Origin of the sequence: Leucobacter manosquensis (assembly GCF_018304845.1) — a bacterium.
Lineage (GTDB): Bacteria > Actinomycetota > Actinomycetes > Actinomycetales > Microbacteriaceae > Leucobacter > Leucobacter alluvii.
In genome coordinates this window covers 2,318,756-2,335,941 of sequence record NZ_JAFEVO010000001.1, presented here as the reverse complement: position 1 = coordinate 2,335,941, position 17,186 = coordinate 2,318,756, and the positions used below count along the sequence as shown (strand labels likewise).

Here is a 17,186-nt window from a genome sequence, read left to right as displayed (position 1 = left end):
GGCGGGTGGCGCGCGGCGCGTGGCGGGCGGCGCGTGGCGAGTTACGGACGCACGGCGACGCGCACCCGTTCCCCGGTCTCAGCGCTCTCGCGAGCCGCATCGAGCACCGCGACCGTGTGCAGCGCTTCATCCAGGGTGACGCTCGGCGAGGTGCCGTCGACGAGCGCACGGTGCACGTCGCGGTAGAACTCCGTGTAGTCTCCGCGCAACGACGGGACGCGGATCGCGCCGGCCCCGGTGGTGAGCACGCCCCAGCGCTCCTCCGCTTCGACGCCCCACACGTCCGCGTTCGCGGCGGGGGTCAGGCCCGCGAGCAGCTGGTCGACCTGCACGTCGGCCATGTGCGACTCGTAACTGCCCTCGTGTCCGATGACGATCATGCGCCGATCGTTTCTGCGCGCGCCCTTCGTCGAGGAGACCGAGCTGAATACGCCGGAGGCGTGGTGGAGCCCGAGGAAGAACCCGACATCGACGCGCGCGTCACGCGAGCCGAACCAGTCGAGATGCGCATCGACACGGTCGACGGGCCCGAAGAGCTGCGTGAGCTGGTCGACGACGTGCGCGCCCAGGTCTCGCAGCAGCCCCTCGTCGGGGCCCTGATCGAGCACCGCGCGATCGTCCTGGTCGAGCGCGAAGTCGGCGCGCCAGACGGGCCCGAGCGCACCGGAGTCGAGCACGGATCGCAGGGTGACGAGATCCGTGTCCCATCGCCGGTTGTGGAACACGGTGAGCATGCGCTCCGCCGCGGATGCCGCGGAGATGAGCTCGCGCGCCGTCGCGGCGTCGGGAGCGAACGGCTTGTCGGCGATCACATGCACCCCGCGCTCGAGCGCGCGCAGCACCAGCTCGCGTCGCGTCGCGGGCGGCGTCGTGATGACGACGGCGTCGACCCCGGCGTCGATGAGCGCATCGAGCGACGCGAACGCGGGCACGCCCGGCGCCGCCTCGGCGAGCGAGGACCGCGTGGCCTCCGATCGGGCGACGACGCCCGTGAGCTCCCATTCGGTCGCGGCCTGAATGTATGGCAGGTGGAAGCGCCGCCCTCCGACGCCGAATCCGACGATCCCGATGCGCACGCGCGCTCCCTACTTGCTTCGCGGCACGTAGATCGCGCCGGTGGTGACTTCTTCTTCGAGCGCTTCGAGCGTACGCCCGCGGGTCTCGGGAATGCACTTCCAGACGAAGAGCAGCGCGAGCGCCCCCACGGCGGCGAACACGAAGAACGTGTTCGAGATCCCGACGCCGTCGACGAGCGGCAGGAAGAAGAGCGCGACGATGCCGTTCATGATCCACAGTGCGAAGACCGAGATGCCCATGCCGATGCCGCGCATGTGCAACGGGAAGATCTCCGAGAGGTACACCCACACGGCGACGTTCAAGAACGTCTGCATGGAGCCGACGAAGATGACGACGAGTGCGAGGATCACCCAGGGGCGGGCAGCGCTCTCAGCCGGCAGCGTCAGCGATGCGACGCCGATGAGCAGGTGGCTCACCGTGGTGAGCGTGAATCCCGTGGTGAACGTCTTGCGGCGATCCAGCCGGTCCATCATCTGCAGGGCGATGATCGCGCCGATCACGGCGATGATGCCCGGTGCGACGTTCGCGATGAGGGCCGCGTTCTGCGAGAAGCCCGACTGCTCGAGCACCTGGCTGCCGAAGTACATGATGGAATTGATGCCGGTGAGCTGCTGGGCGATGCCGAGCCCGATGCCGACGAAGATGATCTTCGTCAGGTTGCGGTTCGCGAAGATGGCACGCCATCCGATCTGCGATGCTCCGCGCTCCTCCTCGATGAGTGCGCGGAGTTCGCCGATCTCGGCCGCTGCGCGCTCGGGGGTGCGAACGGTCGCGAGAACCCGCTCGGCGTGCTCGTAGTCGCCCCGGTTGACGAGCCAGCGCGGCGATTCCGGCATGCGCAGCATGCCGAAGAAGAGCGCGATCGCCGGCAGCGCGCAGACGGCGAACATGACGCGCCAGATGTTGTCGATGTGTCCCCAGACGTTGCCGATGATCGCGTTGACCACGAACGCGGCGAGCTGACCCACGACGATCATCAGCTCGTTGCGGCCCGCGATGGAGCCGCGGATCTCGTAGGGCGCGAGCTCGGCGAGGAAGACGGGCACGACGGTCGACGCTCCGCCGACCGCGAGGCCGAGCAGCACCCGGCCGAGGATGAGGGTGCCGAATCCGAGTGGCGTGTGCGTTCCGTAGGTCTCGCCGCCCGGGGCGAAGACCACAAACGCGGTGCCGACGAAGAAGAGCACGGCGAGCAGGATGATCGTCTTGCGTCGGCCCCAGCCGTCGGAGAGCCGACCGCACGCCATCGCGCCGAGCGCGGCCGCGAATACGAGCGAACTGGTGAACCAGCCTTCGAGGAACGGCGTCAGACCCAGTTCCTCCGACATCGGGCTGAGGGCGCCGTTGACGACGCCCGTGTCGTAGCCGAAGAGCAGTCCGCCGAAGGTGGCGATGAGCGCCACGAGACCGAGTCGACGTCGATGCGGTCCGTTGCCGAGTGGCGGCAGTGCCGTACGACTCTCTCCCGCGGTTCCGACTGTCATCTCGTTGACTCCTTCGTCGCCCGGGCCCGTCGAGTAACGGACCGCTCATCCGAGCTTAACAATGTCGTTACATTTGGACAAACTTTGGCGAGCGGTACAGTGGTCCGGTGATGTCAGCCCTCCCCGATCTCGCCCCGCTCGCCTGGGTGGTACTCGGCATCGCAGCGTGCATCGTCGGATTCTCGAAGACGGCGCTCCCGGGCGCGAACACGGTGTCGATCGCGATCTTCGCCGCGATCCTGCCCGCGAAGCAGTCCACGGGGGCACTGCTTCTGCTGCTCATCGTCGGCGATGCCTTCGCGGTGTGGGCCTACCGGAAGCATGCGAGTTGGCCGACGATGCTGCGCCTCGCACCCGCGGTCGTCGCAGGACTCGTGCTGGGCGCCGTGTTCCTCGCGTTCGCCGACGACGACTGGGTGCGCCGCGTGATCGGCGCGATCCTGCTGCTCGTGGTCGCCTTCACGATGTGGAGGCGCTACTTCTCGCTCGGTCGGGGCACGACTGCCTCGCGAGGCTCGGCGGACGGCGCTGCACCTCCCACCGGAGCTGGCAGCGCCACCGGCCGCGGTCTCGCCGGCAGCATCGGCTACGGCTCCCTCGCCGGCTTCACGACGATGGTCGCCAACGCCGGAGGGCCCGTCATGTCGATGTACTTCCTCGCCATGAAGTTCCCCGTGCAGGCGTTCCTCGGCACGGCGGCCTGGTTCTTCGCGATCATCAACATCGCGAAGCTCCCGTTCTCCATCAGCCTCGGCCTGATCGATGCGTCGAGCCTCGCACTCGACCTGGTCCTCGTGCCGGGCGTCGTCATCGGCGCCGTGCTCGGGCGCTGGATCGCGATGCGCATCAAGCAGCGCGTGTTCGAGCGCGCCGTGCTCGCCGTGACGATCCTCGCCGCGCTCTACCTCGTCATCTTCTGAGCCGCGGCGCGGCGGCTGCGGAGGCTCCGGGAGCGGCCGCTCTCAGACCACGCCGGCCAGCTCGCGCAGTTTGGCGAGCTGGAAGCGGGAGATCTCATCTGCGCGCTCGTCTTCGGCGAACACGTTCGACACGATCAGCGCGTCGTCGCGTTCGAGGTACCCCGAGTCGCGGAGCACGGTGAAGAGCTCGATCCAGTCGACATCGCCGTCGCCGATCGCCAGGTGCTGATGCACGCGCACCGCGTTGCCCGGAGGGTTGGTGATGTAGCGCAGGGCGTTCGACCGCGTGTGGTCGAAGGTGTCGGCCGCGTACACGGCGCCGAGGCGATTCCCGAGCTGCGGGATCAGGCTCGTCGCCCGGTCGCCGTAATGGAACGTGTGCGCGGCGACGTAGACGAAGCCGACGCGGTCGGTGTTCAAACCGCGGATGATGCGCCACGCCTCGAGCCCGTCCTCGACGAAGTCGTCTGGGTGCGGGTCGAAGTTCATGGTGACGCCTTCGCGCTCGAGCACCGGTATGAGACGCTCCATCGCTCGGTAGAACGCGACCTCCGAGTCCTCCTCGCGCTCGGGCCGACCCGAGAACTCGGTGTTGACGATCGGCGCCTCGAGCTCGGCGGCGATCTCGATGTAGCGCGTCGTGTTGAAGACTGCGGCGTCGACCTGGTGCGGCTCTGGGCCTCCGAAGCGCTGCACCGGCAGCAGGGAGGTGATCGTCACCCCGGCGTCCCTTGCCCGCTTCTTCAGCTGTGCGATGAGGGCGCTGTCCATCTTGGGGTGGTGGAAGTGCCGCCCGAAATCTGGGCTGGGCGTCAGCTGCAGGTACTCGTATCCCAGCCGCGCGACGAGGTCGGGGAAGTCGAGCAGGTGCACCGAATCGTTGTACGGCGTGGGGTCGAGTGCGATGCGCACCATGGGGCCTCCTCAGTACTCAGTGTGTTGCTGCGCGCGGGCAGCGCGGGCTTCGGTCAGTGATTCGACATCGGTGAGCGGTATTCGTGCACATCGCTCCCACCGAAGCCGAATATCTCACGGCGGCAGTGGATCAGGCGTAGAACGCCGGGCGTTCCGGCGCCTCGACCGGCACCACACCGCCGTCGTGCATCGCGGTGACGCCCGCCTCGCACGAGAGCGCGACGAGGTAGCCGTCCCACGCGTTCGGTCCGTCGACGAGGTCGCCGCGGTGCACCGCATCGACCCAGCGCTGGATCTGCTCGTCGTACGCCGCGGCGAAACGCGTGGTGAACGACTCGTGCTCCTGCATGCTGAAGCGCCCGGCGCTCCAGCGCTGCAATCCTGCGGGCTGGCCGATGCGGGCGACGCCCTGCTCGAAGACGGCCTCGGTGGCGACCTGGTAGCCGAACTGCACGCTGACGCTCATCTCCACGTCGACGAGCACGCCGTTCTCGAGCTCCATGAGTACGAGGATCGGCTCGTGCAGGCGCTCCGGCGCGAGCGAGTTGCGGCGCGGGTGCTTCACCTCGACGCTCACGACGCGCGACCCCGCGAGCCACGGCACGACGTCGAACTCGTGCACGACCGAGTCGGTGATGAGCATGTCGTTCGTGTAGGTGTCGGGCACCGAGGGGTTGCGGTGCACGCCGCGCACCATCAGCAGTTCACCGCTCTCGCCCGAGGCGACCAGGTCGCGCAGCGCCTGGTACTCGGCATCGAAGCGGCGCATGAAGCCGACCTGGATGTGCGGCCGGTCGAGCTGCTGTTCGAGCTGCAGCACCTCCCAGGAGCTCGCGGAATCCTGGGTGAGCGGCTTCTCGCAGAGGATCGGCAGCTGCGCTGCCAGCGCCGGAGCGAGCACCGGCGCGTGGAACTGTCCGGGAACGGCGATGAGCACTGCGTCGAGCGCGTCGGCCGCGATAGCCTCCTCGACGCTCGCGAACACCTGCGCGCCGGGCGCGTGCTCAGCGGCCGCGGCCGCTCGGCCGGCGTCGGGCTCGACGACAGCCGAGACGCGAGCGCCGCTGATGCGGGCGGTGATGCGGGCGATGTGGTCGGCGCCCATCTTGCCGGCGCCGACGACGGCGACGCGGAGATCTTCAGTCATGGTCGATGGTTCCTTTCGATTCGAATCCGGGCCCGAGGGCGATCCCTGGACCGGCAGCGCGCGCCGCGATGCGACGCTCGAGCGCTACCTCCTGGCGAGGTGCGTGCAGGAGAAGATGTGCTCGCGCGTGCGCGTCGCGATGGGCAGCGGGCGGTCGACGTCGCAGCCGTACATGTCCTGCTCGACGATCGCGAAGATGTCGGCGTCGATCTTCGCGACGGCTTCGATCACCGGCGCGAGGTCGGGAATGCCGTTGGGGGGTTCGATCATGATGCCCTGGGTCACCGCTTCGGCGAAGGGGACGTCGTTCTTCAGCACATCGAAGAGCAGCGAGGGGTCGACCTGCTTGAGGTGCAGGTAGCCGATGCGCTCCGGCCGCTCCTCGATGAGCTTCACGTTGTCACCGCCGTAGTAGGCGAAGTGGCCGGTGTCGAGGCACAGGTTGGTGTACCGCTCGTCGGTCTCGTCGAGGAAGCGCAGCACCTCCCGCGTGGTGCCGATGTGGCTGTCGGCGTGGGAGTGGAACTGCTGCTTGACGCCGAACTCCTCGAGCAGGGCCTTGCCGAGTCGATCGTGTCCGGCGCCGAGCTTCGCCCACTGCTCGTCGGTGAGGGTGCGCGGCTCGAGCACTTGACTCGTGGCGTCGCTGCGCCAGAGGTCCGGGATCACGACGAGGTGCTCCGCGCCGAGCTTCGATGCGAGGCCAGCGACGTTCAGCGCCTGGTCCCAGGCCCGCTGCCACTCGTCGTCGCCCTTGTGGAAGCCGGTGAACACCGTGCCGGCCGAGAGCTTCAGCCCGCGCTTGCCGAGCTCGTCCTCGAGCTGGTGCGGGTCGGTGGGGAGGTAGCCGTACGGTCCGAGTTCGATCCACTCGTAGCCGGAGGCGACGACCTCGTCGAGGAAGCGCTCCCAGGGCACCTGACCGGGATCGTCGGGAAACCACACGCCCCAGGAGTCGGGGGCGGTGCCGATGCGCAGCCCGGCTTCGTTCGCTGCAGTCATGACCTGTCCTTCGTATTTCGCGGTGAGATTCGGGAGGGATCGGCGCTCAGCCGAGCAGCGGCTTCTGCGCGGCTGCCTGCTCCTCATAGGCGGCTCGCGCGCGCTGCGTCGACTCGAGCGTCGACACCTGCTGCACCGGCACGTCCCACCAGCCGGCGCCGTCGGGGGCGTAGACCAGCGGGTCGCTGTTGATGTGAATGAACGTCGCGCGATCCGACGCCTTCGCCTGAGCGATCGCCCGCTCCAGGTCGGAGATCGCGTCGCTCGTCGGTTCGACCTCGATGACGTCCATGCCGTAACTGCGGGCGTTCATCGCGAGGTCGACCGGCAGCACTCGCTCGCCCTGGAAGTTCTTCGCGGCGTCGTCGTACTCGCGGTACCAGGTGCCGAAGCGCTCGGAGCCGACCGTTTCGGAGAGGTGGCCGATCGAGGCGTAGCCGTGGTTCTGGATGAGGATCACGATGACCTTGATGCCCTCGGCGACCGCGGTCACGAGTTCGCTGTTCAGCATCAGATACGAGCCGTCGCCGACCATGATGATCACGTCGCGGTCGTCACCTGCAGCGGTCAACCCGCGCTTCGCGCCGATACCGCCCGCGATCTCGTAGCCCATGCACGAGTAGGCGTACTCGACGTGGTACCCGAGCGCGTCGCGCACGCGCCACAGCTTGTGCAGGTCGCCCGGCAGCGATCCCGCCGCCTGCACGACCACGTCCTCCGCAGCACTCGAGCGCTGCACCGCTCCGATGATCTCCGGCTGGCCGGGCAGCTCCCTGCCGGAGGGGGCGAACGCCTCGTCCACGAGGCCGTCCCACGCCGCCTTCTCCGCGGCGATGCGCTCGGCGTAGGCGGCGTCGACGCCGAGCTGCGCGGCAGAGCCCCCCTCGAGCGCTGCGAGCAGCTCGACGAGCGCCTCTCTGGCGTCGGCGATCACCGGGATCTGCGTGCCGTGCTTGTACGCGTCGAACGACGCCACGTTGATGTTGACGAAGCGCACGCCGGGGTGCTGGAACGCGGTGCGCGACGACGTTGTGAAATCGCTGTAGCGCGTGCCGATCCCGATGATGACATCGGCATCCGCAGCGAGGCGATTGGCCGCGAGGGTGCCGGTCGCCCCGACACCGCCCAGGTACTGCGGATGATCCCAGTCGAGCACGCCGCCGCCGGCCTGCGAGGAGCCGACGGGAATGCCGGTCGCCTCGACGAACGCGCGCAGCTGCTGCTCGGCGTCCGAGTACAGCACGCCTCCGCCCGCGACGATGAACGGGCGCTTCGCCCCGCGGATCGCCTCGAGCGCGACGGCGAACGCATCGCGCTCGGGGCGCGGACGGCGAATGCGCCACTCGCGCGGTTGCAGGAACTCCTCCGGAACATCGACGGCCTCCGCCTGCACGTCTTCGGGGAGCGCGATCGTCACGGCTCCGGTCTCGGCAGGATCGGTGAGCACGCGCATGGCGGCGAGCGCGATCGAGAACAGCTGCTCGGGGCGCTGCACGCGGTCGAAGAACTTGGAGACCGGGCGGAACGCGTCATTCACCGTCAGCCCGATGTCGTGCGGCTGCTCCAGCTGCTGCAGCACGGGGTCGGCCACGCGCGTCGCGAACGTGTCGCTCGGCAGCAGCAGCGCTGGGAGGCGGTTCGTCGTGGCGAGCGCCGCGCCCGTGAGCAGGTTCGTGGCGCCGGGGCCGACCGATGCAGCAGCGGCGTAGGTGCCGCGCCGACGGTGTATGCGGGCGTAGCCGACCGACTGGTGCACCATCGCCTGCTCGTTGCGAGCCTGGTAATAGGGCATGAGGTCGGGCTGCTCGACGTTGACCTGCTTGAGGGCCTGGCCGATCCCGGCGACATTGCCGTGCCCGAAGATGCCGAACGTTCCGGGAATGGTGCGCTCGCGGATCTCGGTTCCGTCGGCCGCGCGATCGACGGTCCACTGGTTCGCGAGGAACTCGATCAGTGCTTGACTCACGGTCATCCGTCGGGTCGTCATCGTGCCTGCTCCGTTTCGGTCACTGGGGTCTGCGGGGTGAAGGGAAGGCGCGCGTCGAGTTCCTGCCCCTCCCAGGTGTCGCGCACCCAGCCGTGCGCCGGGTCGTCGCTGATGAGCCAGGTGCGCTCTGGATCGGGGCCGGCCATCACGTTGAGGTAGTACATGTCGTACCCGGGGGCGGCGACGGCGGGCCCGTGGTAGCCGTGCGGCACGAGCGCGATGTCGCCGGTGCGCACCTGCGAGTCGATCTCGATGGGCCCGGCCGGTGAGGCGTACGTGCTGAACAGGCCGAACGCGCGCTCGGGATCGACGCCGGCGGGGGCGTCCTTCGTCGGCGCGACCTCGAAGTAGTAGATCTCCTCGAGCTCCGACTCGTGCCCCGGGATGTGCTCGTCGTGCTTGTGCGGCGGGTACGACGACCAGTTCTCGGCCGGAGTGATGACTTCGACGACGATGAACCGTGCCGCGTCGAGCGACTCCTTGCGGCCGAAGTTGTGCACCTGGCGGCTCGAAGCACCGGCGCCGCGCAGCTCGACCGGCACGTCCTCGACCGCCATGTAGCGGGAGGGGCGCACGAGGGCCGGGTCGTCCGCCGGCACCGGAGAGGTGGCGACGAGGAAGCGCGCTTCGCCCGATGGTGCCGAGGTCGCAGTGACCTCGGCCGTGGCGACCGCCGACAGGTAGAGCACGTCGGTCGGCCCGTCGAAGACGGAGGCGCGTCCGGCGAGATCGACCGTCGTCTCGGTGTCGGCATCGGCCCCGGCAGCAGTCGCGGCCGGCGCGCGGCCGTCTTCGCGGTATCGCACGGAGAACGCGCCGGAGAGGGGAACGATCAATCGTTCGACGCCGCTCCCCTCGAGGGCGATGGACGCACCCTCGGCGAGCCGGGCGACCCGCACACCCGTGTGCTCCCAGCCGGGGATGCGCTCGTCGACGACGGACTCCCACCCTCCTTCGGCGAGCTCGCCGCGCCGATGGAACCATCGGCCGGCCGGTGCCGTCTGCTGCGCGTCGTGCGTCATGTCGCCCCTCCTCCGGTGCGTTCGATCAGTCGTTCTGGGGGAACCCGAGGTTGATGCCGCCGTGCGTCGCGGGATCGAGCCAGCGACTGGTGATGGCCTTCTCACGGGTGAAGAACTCGAAGCCCTGCACGCCGTACGCCTTCGAGTCGCCGAAGAGCGACGCCTTCCACCCGCCGAAGGAGTGGTATGCGACCGGCACGGGGATCGGGACGTTGATGCCGATCATGCCGACCTGGATCTCGTGCTGGAAGCGGCGGGCCGCACCGCCGTCGTTCGTGAAGATCGCAGTGCCGTTGCCGAACGCGCCCGAGTTGATGAGCTCGACGCCCTCTTCGAACGTCTTGACGCGCACGATCTCGAGCACGGGCCCGAAGATCTCCTCGGTGTAGGCGCGCGACGTCGTCGGCAGGTGATCGATGAGCGTCGGCCCCACGAAGAACCCGTTCTCGTGCCCGTCGACCGAGAAGCCCCGGCCGTCGACGACGATGGTCGCCCCGTCCTGCTCGGCGATGTCGATGTAGCCGGTCACCTTGTCGCGATGCGCATCGGTGATGAGCGGCCCCATGTCGGGTTCGGGCGTCGATGCGCCGTTGCCGATCGAGAGGTTCGCGATGCGCTCGGTGATCTTCTCGATGAGCGCGTCGGCGACGGGCTCGACCGCGAGCACGACCGAGATCGCCATGCAGCGCTCGCCTGCGGCGCCGTATCCGGCGTTGATCGCCTGGTCGGCGACGAGGTCGAGGTCGGCATCGGGCAGCACCAGCATGTGGTTCTTCGCTCCGCCCAGAGCCTGTACGCGCTTGCCGTGCTTCGAGGCGGTCTCGTAGATGTACTGCGCGATCGGCGTCGATCCCACGAAGGAGATCGAGTGCACGCCCGGGTCGGTGAGCAGGCCGTCGACGGCGAGCTTGTCGCCGTTGAGCACGGTGAAGACGCCGTCGGGCAGGCCGGCCTCCTGCCAGAGCTCGGCGAGCCACAGGGCCGCAGAGGGATCCTTCTCGGAGGGCTTCACGATGACGGCGTTGCCCGCGGCGATCGCGACGGGGAAGAACCACATCGGCACCATGGCCGGGAAGTTGAAGGGCGCGATGATGCCCGCCACGCCGATCGGCTGCTTGATCGAATAGACGTCGATGCCGGTCGAGGCGTTCTCGGAGAACGCGCCCTTGATGAGGTGCGGGAATCCTGTGGCGAGTTCCACGACCTCCTGGCCGCGCAGGATCTCGCCCATGGCGTCCGAGACGACTTTGCCGTGCTCGCGCGTGATGATCTCGGCGAGCTCGCCCTTGCGGGCGTTCAGCAGCTCGCGGAACTTGAAGATGACGGTCTGGCGCTTCGCCATGGAGAATGCGCTCCAGGCTTCGAAGCCGCGGGTGGCCGAGGCGATCGCCGCGGCGATCTCCGCCTCGTCGGCGAGGGCGACGTGCGCCTGCACCTCGCCGGTCGCCGGGTTGAAGACGGGGGCGGTGCGGCCGCTCGTCGAGGCGCGACGTGCGCCGTCGATCCAGTGCGGGATCACGGGGAGGGAATCAGTGCTCATTGCGGGTGTCCTTCGTGTCGTTCGTGTGCGAGATCGATGCGAGACCGCGTATCGGCTGCGCCTCGCGAGGAGTTTCGGGGAGATCGCGGTGCACCAGCCGCGCGGCCGTGTCGACCGCGGCGGCGACGTCGCCGTCGTGCGGGTAGAGCAGCGTGCGGCCGACCGTGAGGCCGCGCACGCCGGGCAGGGCGAGGGCGCTCTCCCACGAGGCGAACGTCTCGTCGGGATCGCCGCCGTTGTCGCCGCCGAGCAGCAGCGTCGGCATCGTGGTGGCCTCCATGACGCGCTCCATCTCGGGGACCACCGGCAGCTTCATCCACGTGTAGGCGCTCGAATTGCCGAGCCCGGAGGCGACGGCCGTCGAGAGGATCACCGCGTCCGCCGAGAGATCGTTGATCACCTTTCCGCCGACGCGGCTGCTCATGAACGGCTCGAGCATGATCGGCAGCCCCGCGGCCGCGGCAGCGTCGACTGCGCGAGCGGTCGCCTGGAGCGTCGACGCGGTGCCGGCGTCGTTCAGGTCGACGCGGATGAGAGTCTTCGCGAAATCGAGGCCGTGCCTGACCATCGCGTCGATGTCGTAGGCCGTATACCGGTCGTCGAGCTCGAACGAGGCGCCGCGCAGCCCGCCCCGATTCATCGACCCGACGACGATCTTGTCGTCGAGCAGGCCGAGGGCTGCCAGATCGTCGATGATGTCGGGGGTCCCGAGCACGCCGTCGACGCCGGGGCGCGAGAGCGCCAGCGCCATCCGCTCGAGCAGATCGTAACGATTGGCCATGGCGGTGGCGTGACCGCCAACGGCGATCGCTCCGCGGGCCGGGTGATCCGCGGCCACGATGAAGAGCCTGCCATCACCGGCGATGACGTCGCGCCGGCGCCGTTCGGCGAGCGCGCGAGTGATGCCGGACGGGTCTGCGGCGCGCAGCTGGCGCAGACGGTCGAAGTCGAGTGCCACGATCAGGCCCCCTTCGCGAGCAGAGTTTCGACCTCTGCGGCGTCGGGCATCGCGGTCGAGCACTCGCGGCGCGTGGCCACGATCGCTCCTGCGACGTTGGCGAAGCGGAAGATACGCTCGAGGTCCCAGCCCTCGAGCAGCCCGTGGCAGAGCGCTCCGCCGAAGGCGTCGCCCGAGCCGAGGCCGTTGATCACGTCGACGAAGTGCGGGGGCACCTCCACGCGCTCCTCCCGGGTCTTCGCGAGTACGCCCTTGGGGCCCTGCTTCACGATCGCGAGTTGCAGACCGCGATCGAGCAGCGCGTCTGCGGCTCGGTCCGGCTCGGTCTCCCCCACCGCGACCTCGCACTCCTCGCGGTTTCCGACCGCGATCGTCGCGCGGCCGATCGCCGCCGCGACCTGCTCCGTGGCTTCGGCCGCGTCGCCCCAGAACATGGGGCGGTAGTCGAGGTCGAAGATCGTGTGCGCGGCGCCGTCTCGTGCTTCGAGGGCGGCGTGGTGCGTCGACCGGCTCGGCTCCTCGCTCAGTCCGGTGAGCGTGAACCACAGGATGCGCGCCTCGCGGACGGCCTCGAGGTCGAGATCCTCGACCGCGATCTGCAGATCGGGCGCCTTCGGCTTGCGATAGAAGTAGAGCGGGAAGTCGTCCGGCGGGAAGATCTCGCAGAAGGTGACCGGCGTGGGGTACTCGGGGTCGACGCGGACCTCGCGATTGTCGACCCCGAGTCGTTCGAGTTCGCGCAGCAGGTACGTGCCGAAGGGGTCGTCGCCGACGCGTGAGATCAGGGCACTCGCCCGGCCGTACTTCGCTGCGGCCACTGCGACATTCGCCGCGCTCCCGCCGAGGTACTTGCCGAAGCTGGTGACATCTTCGAGGCCGATCCCGTCTTGCAATGGGTAGATATCGACTCCGAGCCGACCCAGTGCCAGAACGTCATCCCGACGCCGCAGTTCCGACATTCGCTACTCGCCTTCTCGTAGTGACGCAGACGGGCCCCGTGCACCGCTGCATTTGTCCTAACAATAGCACGAAGCGGCGGGGCGCCACGTGCACACTCCGCTCGGGGGTAATGTTGTCATCACAAAGGGGTCGCTCGCGGCCCACCGCATTCGATCCGCGTGCCACCCCAGCGCCGAGGAGCACCGCACATGAGCATTGAACCCGTCTGGCCGAGCGAGCTCTTCACCGATCTCGACCGCAGCGGCCCCATCCCCCTGTACTTCCAGATCTCGAGCCGGCTCGAGCGCGCGATCCGCGACGGCATCATCCCAGCCGGCGCTCGCCTCGAGAACGAGATCGCGATCGGGCAGCATCTCGGCCTCTCACGCCCGACCGTGCGACGCGCGATCCAGGAGCTCGTCGACAAGGGCCTGCTCGTACGGCGCCGGGGCATCGGCACCCAGGTCGTGCAGGCCAGGGTGAGCCGACCGGTCGAGCTCACGAGCCTGCAGGAGGATCTCACCCGCGCGGGCCACCACCCGAGCACGCGGGTGCTCTCACTCGAGAAGATCCCCGCGGACGAGGAAGCGGCGGTGCGACTCCGCGTCGACGTCGGCACCGAGATCACGCGCATCCGCCGGCTGCGCAGCGCCGACGGCACCCCGATGGCGATCCTCGAGAACCTCCTGCCGCCCGAGTACGCCGACATCACGTTCGCAGACCTCGAGACGCACGGGCTCTACGAGATGCTGCGAGCGCGCGGCATCGCCATCAAGATCGCGAACCAGACGATCGGAGCGCGGCGCACCCACAGCGACGAGCACGAACTGCTCGACGTCGCGAAGGGCAGCCCCGTGCTCACGATGGATCGCGTCGCCTTCGACCAGGGCGGCAGTGTCATCGAGGCCGGGCACCACTGCTACCGGCCGGATCTGTACTCGTTCGAGACCACACTCGTCTCCCGGTAGCGCGCAGACGGTCCGGAGCCCGGCGCCAGACCCCGCTCGGCTCGCTCCTACCGAGCGATCACCTCGCGGTACACCTCGACGAGACGGTCGGCCGACGCCTGCCAGCTGCGCTGCAGCGCGTGCGCGCGTGCCGCATCCCCCATGCGCTTCAACCCGGGGCCGTCGGCGAGCATCTCGCGGATGGTCGACGCCCAGACCTCGGGGTCGTCGCCGGCGATCAGGACGCCCGTCGTCCCGGCGACGACGGCTTCGCGCAACCCGCCGGCGTCACGGGCGATCACGGGCACGCCCGATGCTGCCGCCTCGAGCGCGACGAGGCCGAATGTCTCGGTGTGCGACGGCACGAGCATGAGACTGGCCGACCGAATGCGCTCAGCCAGTTCGCGCCGTCGAAGCGCCCCCTCGAACGCCGTCGTACTGAGCATGCCGTGCGCGACGACCGACTCGTGCAGCGCGCGAGCGTAGTCATCACCGTCGGGAGGGGGCGCGCCGACGATGCGGAGCGTCGGACGCTCGGCGTGAGGGAGCTGCGCGATCGCCTCGATCGCGAGATCGAATCCCTTGAGGGGGTGCAGGCGGCCGACGAGGATCACCTCGGGCCTCCCCCCTCCGCGCAACCAGTCGCGCTGCTCCTCGCACTCCGCGGTGTCGCACGGTCGGAACAGGTCGGTGTCGACGCCGAGCGGCACCACGCGCACGCGATCCGGATCGCCTTCGAGCCTCGCGAGCACCGTGGCCCGTTCAGCCTCGCTCACCGCGATGATGAGGTCGGCCTCAGCGGCCAGCCTCGCTTCGCCGGCCAGGCGTCCGGGCGACTCCGGGCGCTCCCCATCACCGAACGGCGACTCGGGCGGCGCGGCGATCGAATGATAGCTCTGGAGCAGCGGAATGCCGCAGTCACGGGCGACCGGCAGTGCGGCGATGCCCGAGAACCAGTGCTCCGCATGCAGCACCTCGACCGGGTCAGCGGTGAGTTCGGTGTGCAGCAGGCGGCTGAAGTCTTCCATCACCTGCTCGTGCTCGCCCTTCGCCAGCAGGCGAGGCGCACCGGCGTCGAGCAGCAGCACGGTCAGGTTCGGCATGAGCTCGACGCGCGCCGGAGTTTCGGTGTCGCTGCGCCTCGTGAAGATGCGCACGCGGTGGCCGGCACGGGCGAGCGCCTCCGCCTGCGCGCGCACGACGACGTTCATTCCGCCGGCGTCCTTCGTGCCCGGCACATCGAGCGGCGAGGTGTGCAGCATGACGAAGCCGATCGAAAGTGCTGCGGGAGTCATGCTTCGAGCGTAGTGGCAGGATCGGTGCCTTCCGTCGCACGACCCCGTCGTCATCGGCCGCCCCTCGACGAAAGATACCCCAGGTGGGTATGCTCGAAGTATCCGATCGTGAAGGAGACCTGATGACCGAGCCGCACGAGAGCAGCGACGCCTGCGAGCCCGAGTTCAGCGCCGGGCACCCCGCACGTCCAGGAGAACACGCCGGCGCGCGCGGATCGCACGCGCACGATCACGGCCTGCAGGGCGCGACCTCCGGCACGGCGAAGCACCGGCGCAAGCTGGTGCTGGTGCTCGTGATCACGCTGACGGTCTTCGTCGTGCAGCTCATCGGCGCCTTCGTCTCGAACTCGCTCTCCCTCCTCGCCGACGCCGGCCACATGCTCACCGACGCCACCGGAGTCGCGATCGCGCTCATCGCGAGCCTCATCGCGGGCGTCGCGGCGACGTCGAAACGCACCTTCGGGTATCTGCGGATCGAGATCCTCGCCGCGCTCATCAACGGCATCGTGCTCGGAGTCATCGCGATCGTCATCCTCGTCCAAGCCATCGCTCGCTTCGGCACCGAGGTCGAGGTGCACTCCGTTCCGATGCTGGTCGCCGCCGTCATCGGAGCCATCGCCAACCTGATCTCCCTGCTCATTCTGCAATCGGGGCAGCGCGAAAGCCTCAATGTGCGCGGGGCGTACCTCGAAGTGCTCGGCGACCTGCTCGGCTCCGTCGCCGTCATCGTGGCCGGCACCATCATCCTGTTCACCGGCTGGAACGCGGTCGATCAGATCGCCTCGATCCTCATCGCCCTCCTCATCTTCCCCCGGGCGATCAGCCTGCTGCGCGACGTCGTCGATGTGCTGCTCGAGGCGTCGCCGAAGAACGTCGACGTCGACGCCGCCCGCGCCCACATGGAAGCGGTGCCCGGCGTCGAAGAGGTGCACGACGTGCACGCCTGGACCATCACCTCAGGCGTGCCCGCCTTCTCAGCCCACGTGACCGTAGCCGACGCCGCGTGGAGCGAACGCGGGTACCACGCGATCCTCGACGAGGTGCGCGCCTGTCTGCACGAGCATTTCGACACCGAGCACGTCACGCTCCAGTTGGAGCCGCGCAGCCACAAGACCGCGGGCGAGCGCGTGCACGCCTAGGGTCGGCCTCAGGACGTACTCCACCCGTGACGGGGCGCCTCCCGTTCGGCATAATGAGCGTGAGCTGTGTATCTGCACAGAATGCCTGAGAAAGTGAGTCGAAGATGACCGGTACCGTTCGCAACGCTGGGGCCGAGGCCCTCGCAACACTGCTGTTCGTCTTCTCGATCGTCGCCGCGATCAACAACGCGGGCGACTTCGCGCCCCTCGCCATCGGGTTCACTCTGATGGTGCTGATCTACGCCACCGGCCACCTCTCGGGCGCCCACCTGAACCCGGCGGTCTCGCTCGGCGCGCTCATCCGCGGTGCGCTGAGCGCAGGCGACTTCGTGGCCTACGTCATCGCTCAGCTCGTCGGCGGCGTGCTCGGCGCGCTGCTCGCCGGACTCATCTTCCCGGCAGCCGCAGCGGCGAAGGAGATCGAGGTCGGGCCGGCCTTCCTGGTCGAGGCGCTCTTCACCTTCATCCTCGTCTACGTCGTGCTCAACGTCGCGACGTCGAAGGACACCGAGGGCAACTCGTTCTACGGCCTCGCCATCGGTTCCGTCGTCGTCGTCGGAGCGTTCGCAGTCGGCCCGGTCTCGGGCGGCGGGTTCAATCCGGCGGTCGCTCTCGGCCTGGCCGTGCACGGCGACTTCGCATGGTCGAATCTGTGGCTCTACTTCGTCGCCCCGCTCGTCGGCGGCGCACTCGCCGCATTCGCCTTCCGCGCCTTCAACCGCCACGACCTCGCCGAGGTCGAGGCCTGAGCGGGGCCCGCTCCGCGGGCTCGCATCGCTGAGTTCCCGCATCGGTGAGAGATTCGGCGCCGCGC

Annotated in this window: 15 protein-coding genes; 4 read left to right on the top strand and 11 right to left on the bottom strand. The window is 68.9% G+C overall.

The features are described 5' to 3' along the window. Window positions 1–41: 41 nt before the first annotated feature. Both JSQ98_RS10915 and JSQ98_RS10910 read right to left on the bottom strand, forming a co-directional pair. Entirely contained in the window at window positions 42–1,076 is a 1,035-nt protein-coding gene (locus JSQ98_RS10915) for a Gfo/Idh/MocA family protein (RefSeq protein WP_211649685.1), read from the bottom strand. A 9-nt stretch (window positions 1,077–1,085) separates the two neighbouring features. Beyond that, window positions 1,086–2,561 carry a sugar porter family MFS transporter gene (locus JSQ98_RS10910; RefSeq protein ID WP_211649683.1) on the bottom strand — a complete coding sequence of 492 codons (1,476 nt, stop codon included), beginning with the start codon at window positions 2,559–2,561 and terminating at the stop codon, window positions 1,086–1,088. A gap of 110 nt (window positions 2,562–2,671) precedes the next feature. Here JSQ98_RS10910 and JSQ98_RS10905 point away from each other — a divergent pair, with 110 nt between their 5' ends. Beyond that, window positions 2,672–3,481: a sulfite exporter TauE/SafE family protein gene (locus JSQ98_RS10905; protein WP_211649682.1), complete on the top strand. Its 810-nt coding sequence runs from the start codon at window positions 2,672–2,674 to the stop codon at window positions 3,479–3,481. A 42-nt stretch (window positions 3,482–3,523) separates the two neighbouring features. Here the strand turns inward: JSQ98_RS10905 and JSQ98_RS10900 are convergent, their stop codons facing one another. From JSQ98_RS10900 to iolC, 8 genes are all read right to left on the bottom strand, one after another. Further along, window positions 3,524–4,396, bottom strand: coding sequence for a sugar phosphate isomerase/epimerase family protein (locus JSQ98_RS10900; protein WP_211649681.1), 873 nt, complete (start codon window positions 4,394–4,396; stop codon window positions 3,524–3,526). Window positions 4,397–4,526: 130 nt separating this feature from the next. Next, window positions 4,527–5,543 carry a Gfo/Idh/MocA family protein gene (locus tag JSQ98_RS10895; protein WP_090145849.1) on the bottom strand — a complete coding sequence of 339 codons (1,017 nt, stop codon included), beginning with the start codon at window positions 5,541–5,543 and terminating at the stop codon, window positions 4,527–4,529. Window positions 5,544–5,627: 84 nt separating this feature from the next. Beyond that, entirely contained in the window at window positions 5,628–6,545 is a 918-nt protein-coding gene (locus JSQ98_RS10890) for a sugar phosphate isomerase/epimerase family protein (RefSeq protein WP_211649680.1), read from the bottom strand. A 46-nt stretch (window positions 6,546–6,591) separates the two neighbouring features. Continuing rightward, the gene (gene iolD / locus JSQ98_RS10885) at window positions 6,592–8,532 is read right to left on the bottom strand and encodes a 3D-(3,5/4)-trihydroxycyclohexane-1,2-dione acylhydrolase (decyclizing) (RefSeq protein ID WP_211649679.1); all 1,941 of its coding nucleotides are present in this window, start codon (window positions 8,530–8,532) and stop codon (window positions 6,592–6,594) included. After that, the gene (iolB, locus tag JSQ98_RS10880) at window positions 8,529–9,554 is read right to left on the bottom strand and encodes a 5-deoxy-glucuronate isomerase (protein WP_211649678.1); all 1,026 of its coding nucleotides are present in this window, start codon (window positions 9,552–9,554) and stop codon (window positions 8,529–8,531) included. The genes iolD and iolB overlap by 4 nt, the downstream gene beginning before the upstream one ends. Before the next feature lie 25 nt (window positions 9,555–9,579). Next, the gene (locus JSQ98_RS10875; protein WP_211649677.1) at window positions 9,580–11,094 is read right to left on the bottom strand and encodes a CoA-acylating methylmalonate-semialdehyde dehydrogenase; all 1,515 of its coding nucleotides are present in this window, start codon (window positions 11,092–11,094) and stop codon (window positions 9,580–9,582) included. Further along, the gene (locus JSQ98_RS10870) at window positions 11,084–12,052 is read right to left on the bottom strand and encodes a class I fructose-bisphosphate aldolase (protein ID WP_346728780.1); all 969 of its coding nucleotides are present in this window, start codon (window positions 12,050–12,052) and stop codon (window positions 11,084–11,086) included. Before JSQ98_RS10870 ends, JSQ98_RS10875 begins: the two co-directional genes overlap by 11 nt. Before the next feature lie 2 nt (window positions 12,053–12,054). Continuing rightward, on the bottom strand, window positions 12,055–13,011 hold the full coding sequence (gene iolC / locus JSQ98_RS10865) for a 5-dehydro-2-deoxygluconokinase (RefSeq protein ID WP_090145838.1): 957 nt from the start codon (window positions 13,009–13,011) through the stop codon (window positions 12,055–12,057). Window positions 13,012–13,200: 189 nt separating this feature from the next. Between iolC and JSQ98_RS10860 the strand changes: the two genes are divergently transcribed. After that, entirely contained in the window at window positions 13,201–13,959 is a 759-nt protein-coding gene (locus JSQ98_RS10860; RefSeq protein WP_090145836.1) for a GntR family transcriptional regulator, read from the top strand. A gap of 47 nt (window positions 13,960–14,006) precedes the next feature. Here the strand turns inward: JSQ98_RS10860 and JSQ98_RS10855 are convergent, their stop codons facing one another. Then, complete coding sequence (locus tag JSQ98_RS10855; RefSeq protein ID WP_211649675.1) at window positions 14,007–15,233, bottom strand: glycosyltransferase; 1,227 nt, start codon at window positions 15,231–15,233, stop codon at window positions 14,007–14,009. A gap of 122 nt (window positions 15,234–15,355) precedes the next feature. Between JSQ98_RS10855 and JSQ98_RS10850 the strand changes: the two genes are divergently transcribed. Next, complete coding sequence (locus JSQ98_RS10850) at window positions 15,356–16,372, top strand: cation diffusion facilitator family transporter (RefSeq protein ID WP_211649674.1); 1,017 nt, start codon at window positions 15,356–15,358, stop codon at window positions 16,370–16,372. A 104-nt stretch (window positions 16,373–16,476) separates the two neighbouring features. Next, window positions 16,477–17,121: an MIP/aquaporin family protein gene (locus JSQ98_RS10845; protein WP_211649673.1), complete on the top strand. Its 645-nt coding sequence runs from the start codon at window positions 16,477–16,479 to the stop codon at window positions 17,119–17,121. Window positions 17,122–17,186 lie beyond the last annotated feature (65 nt).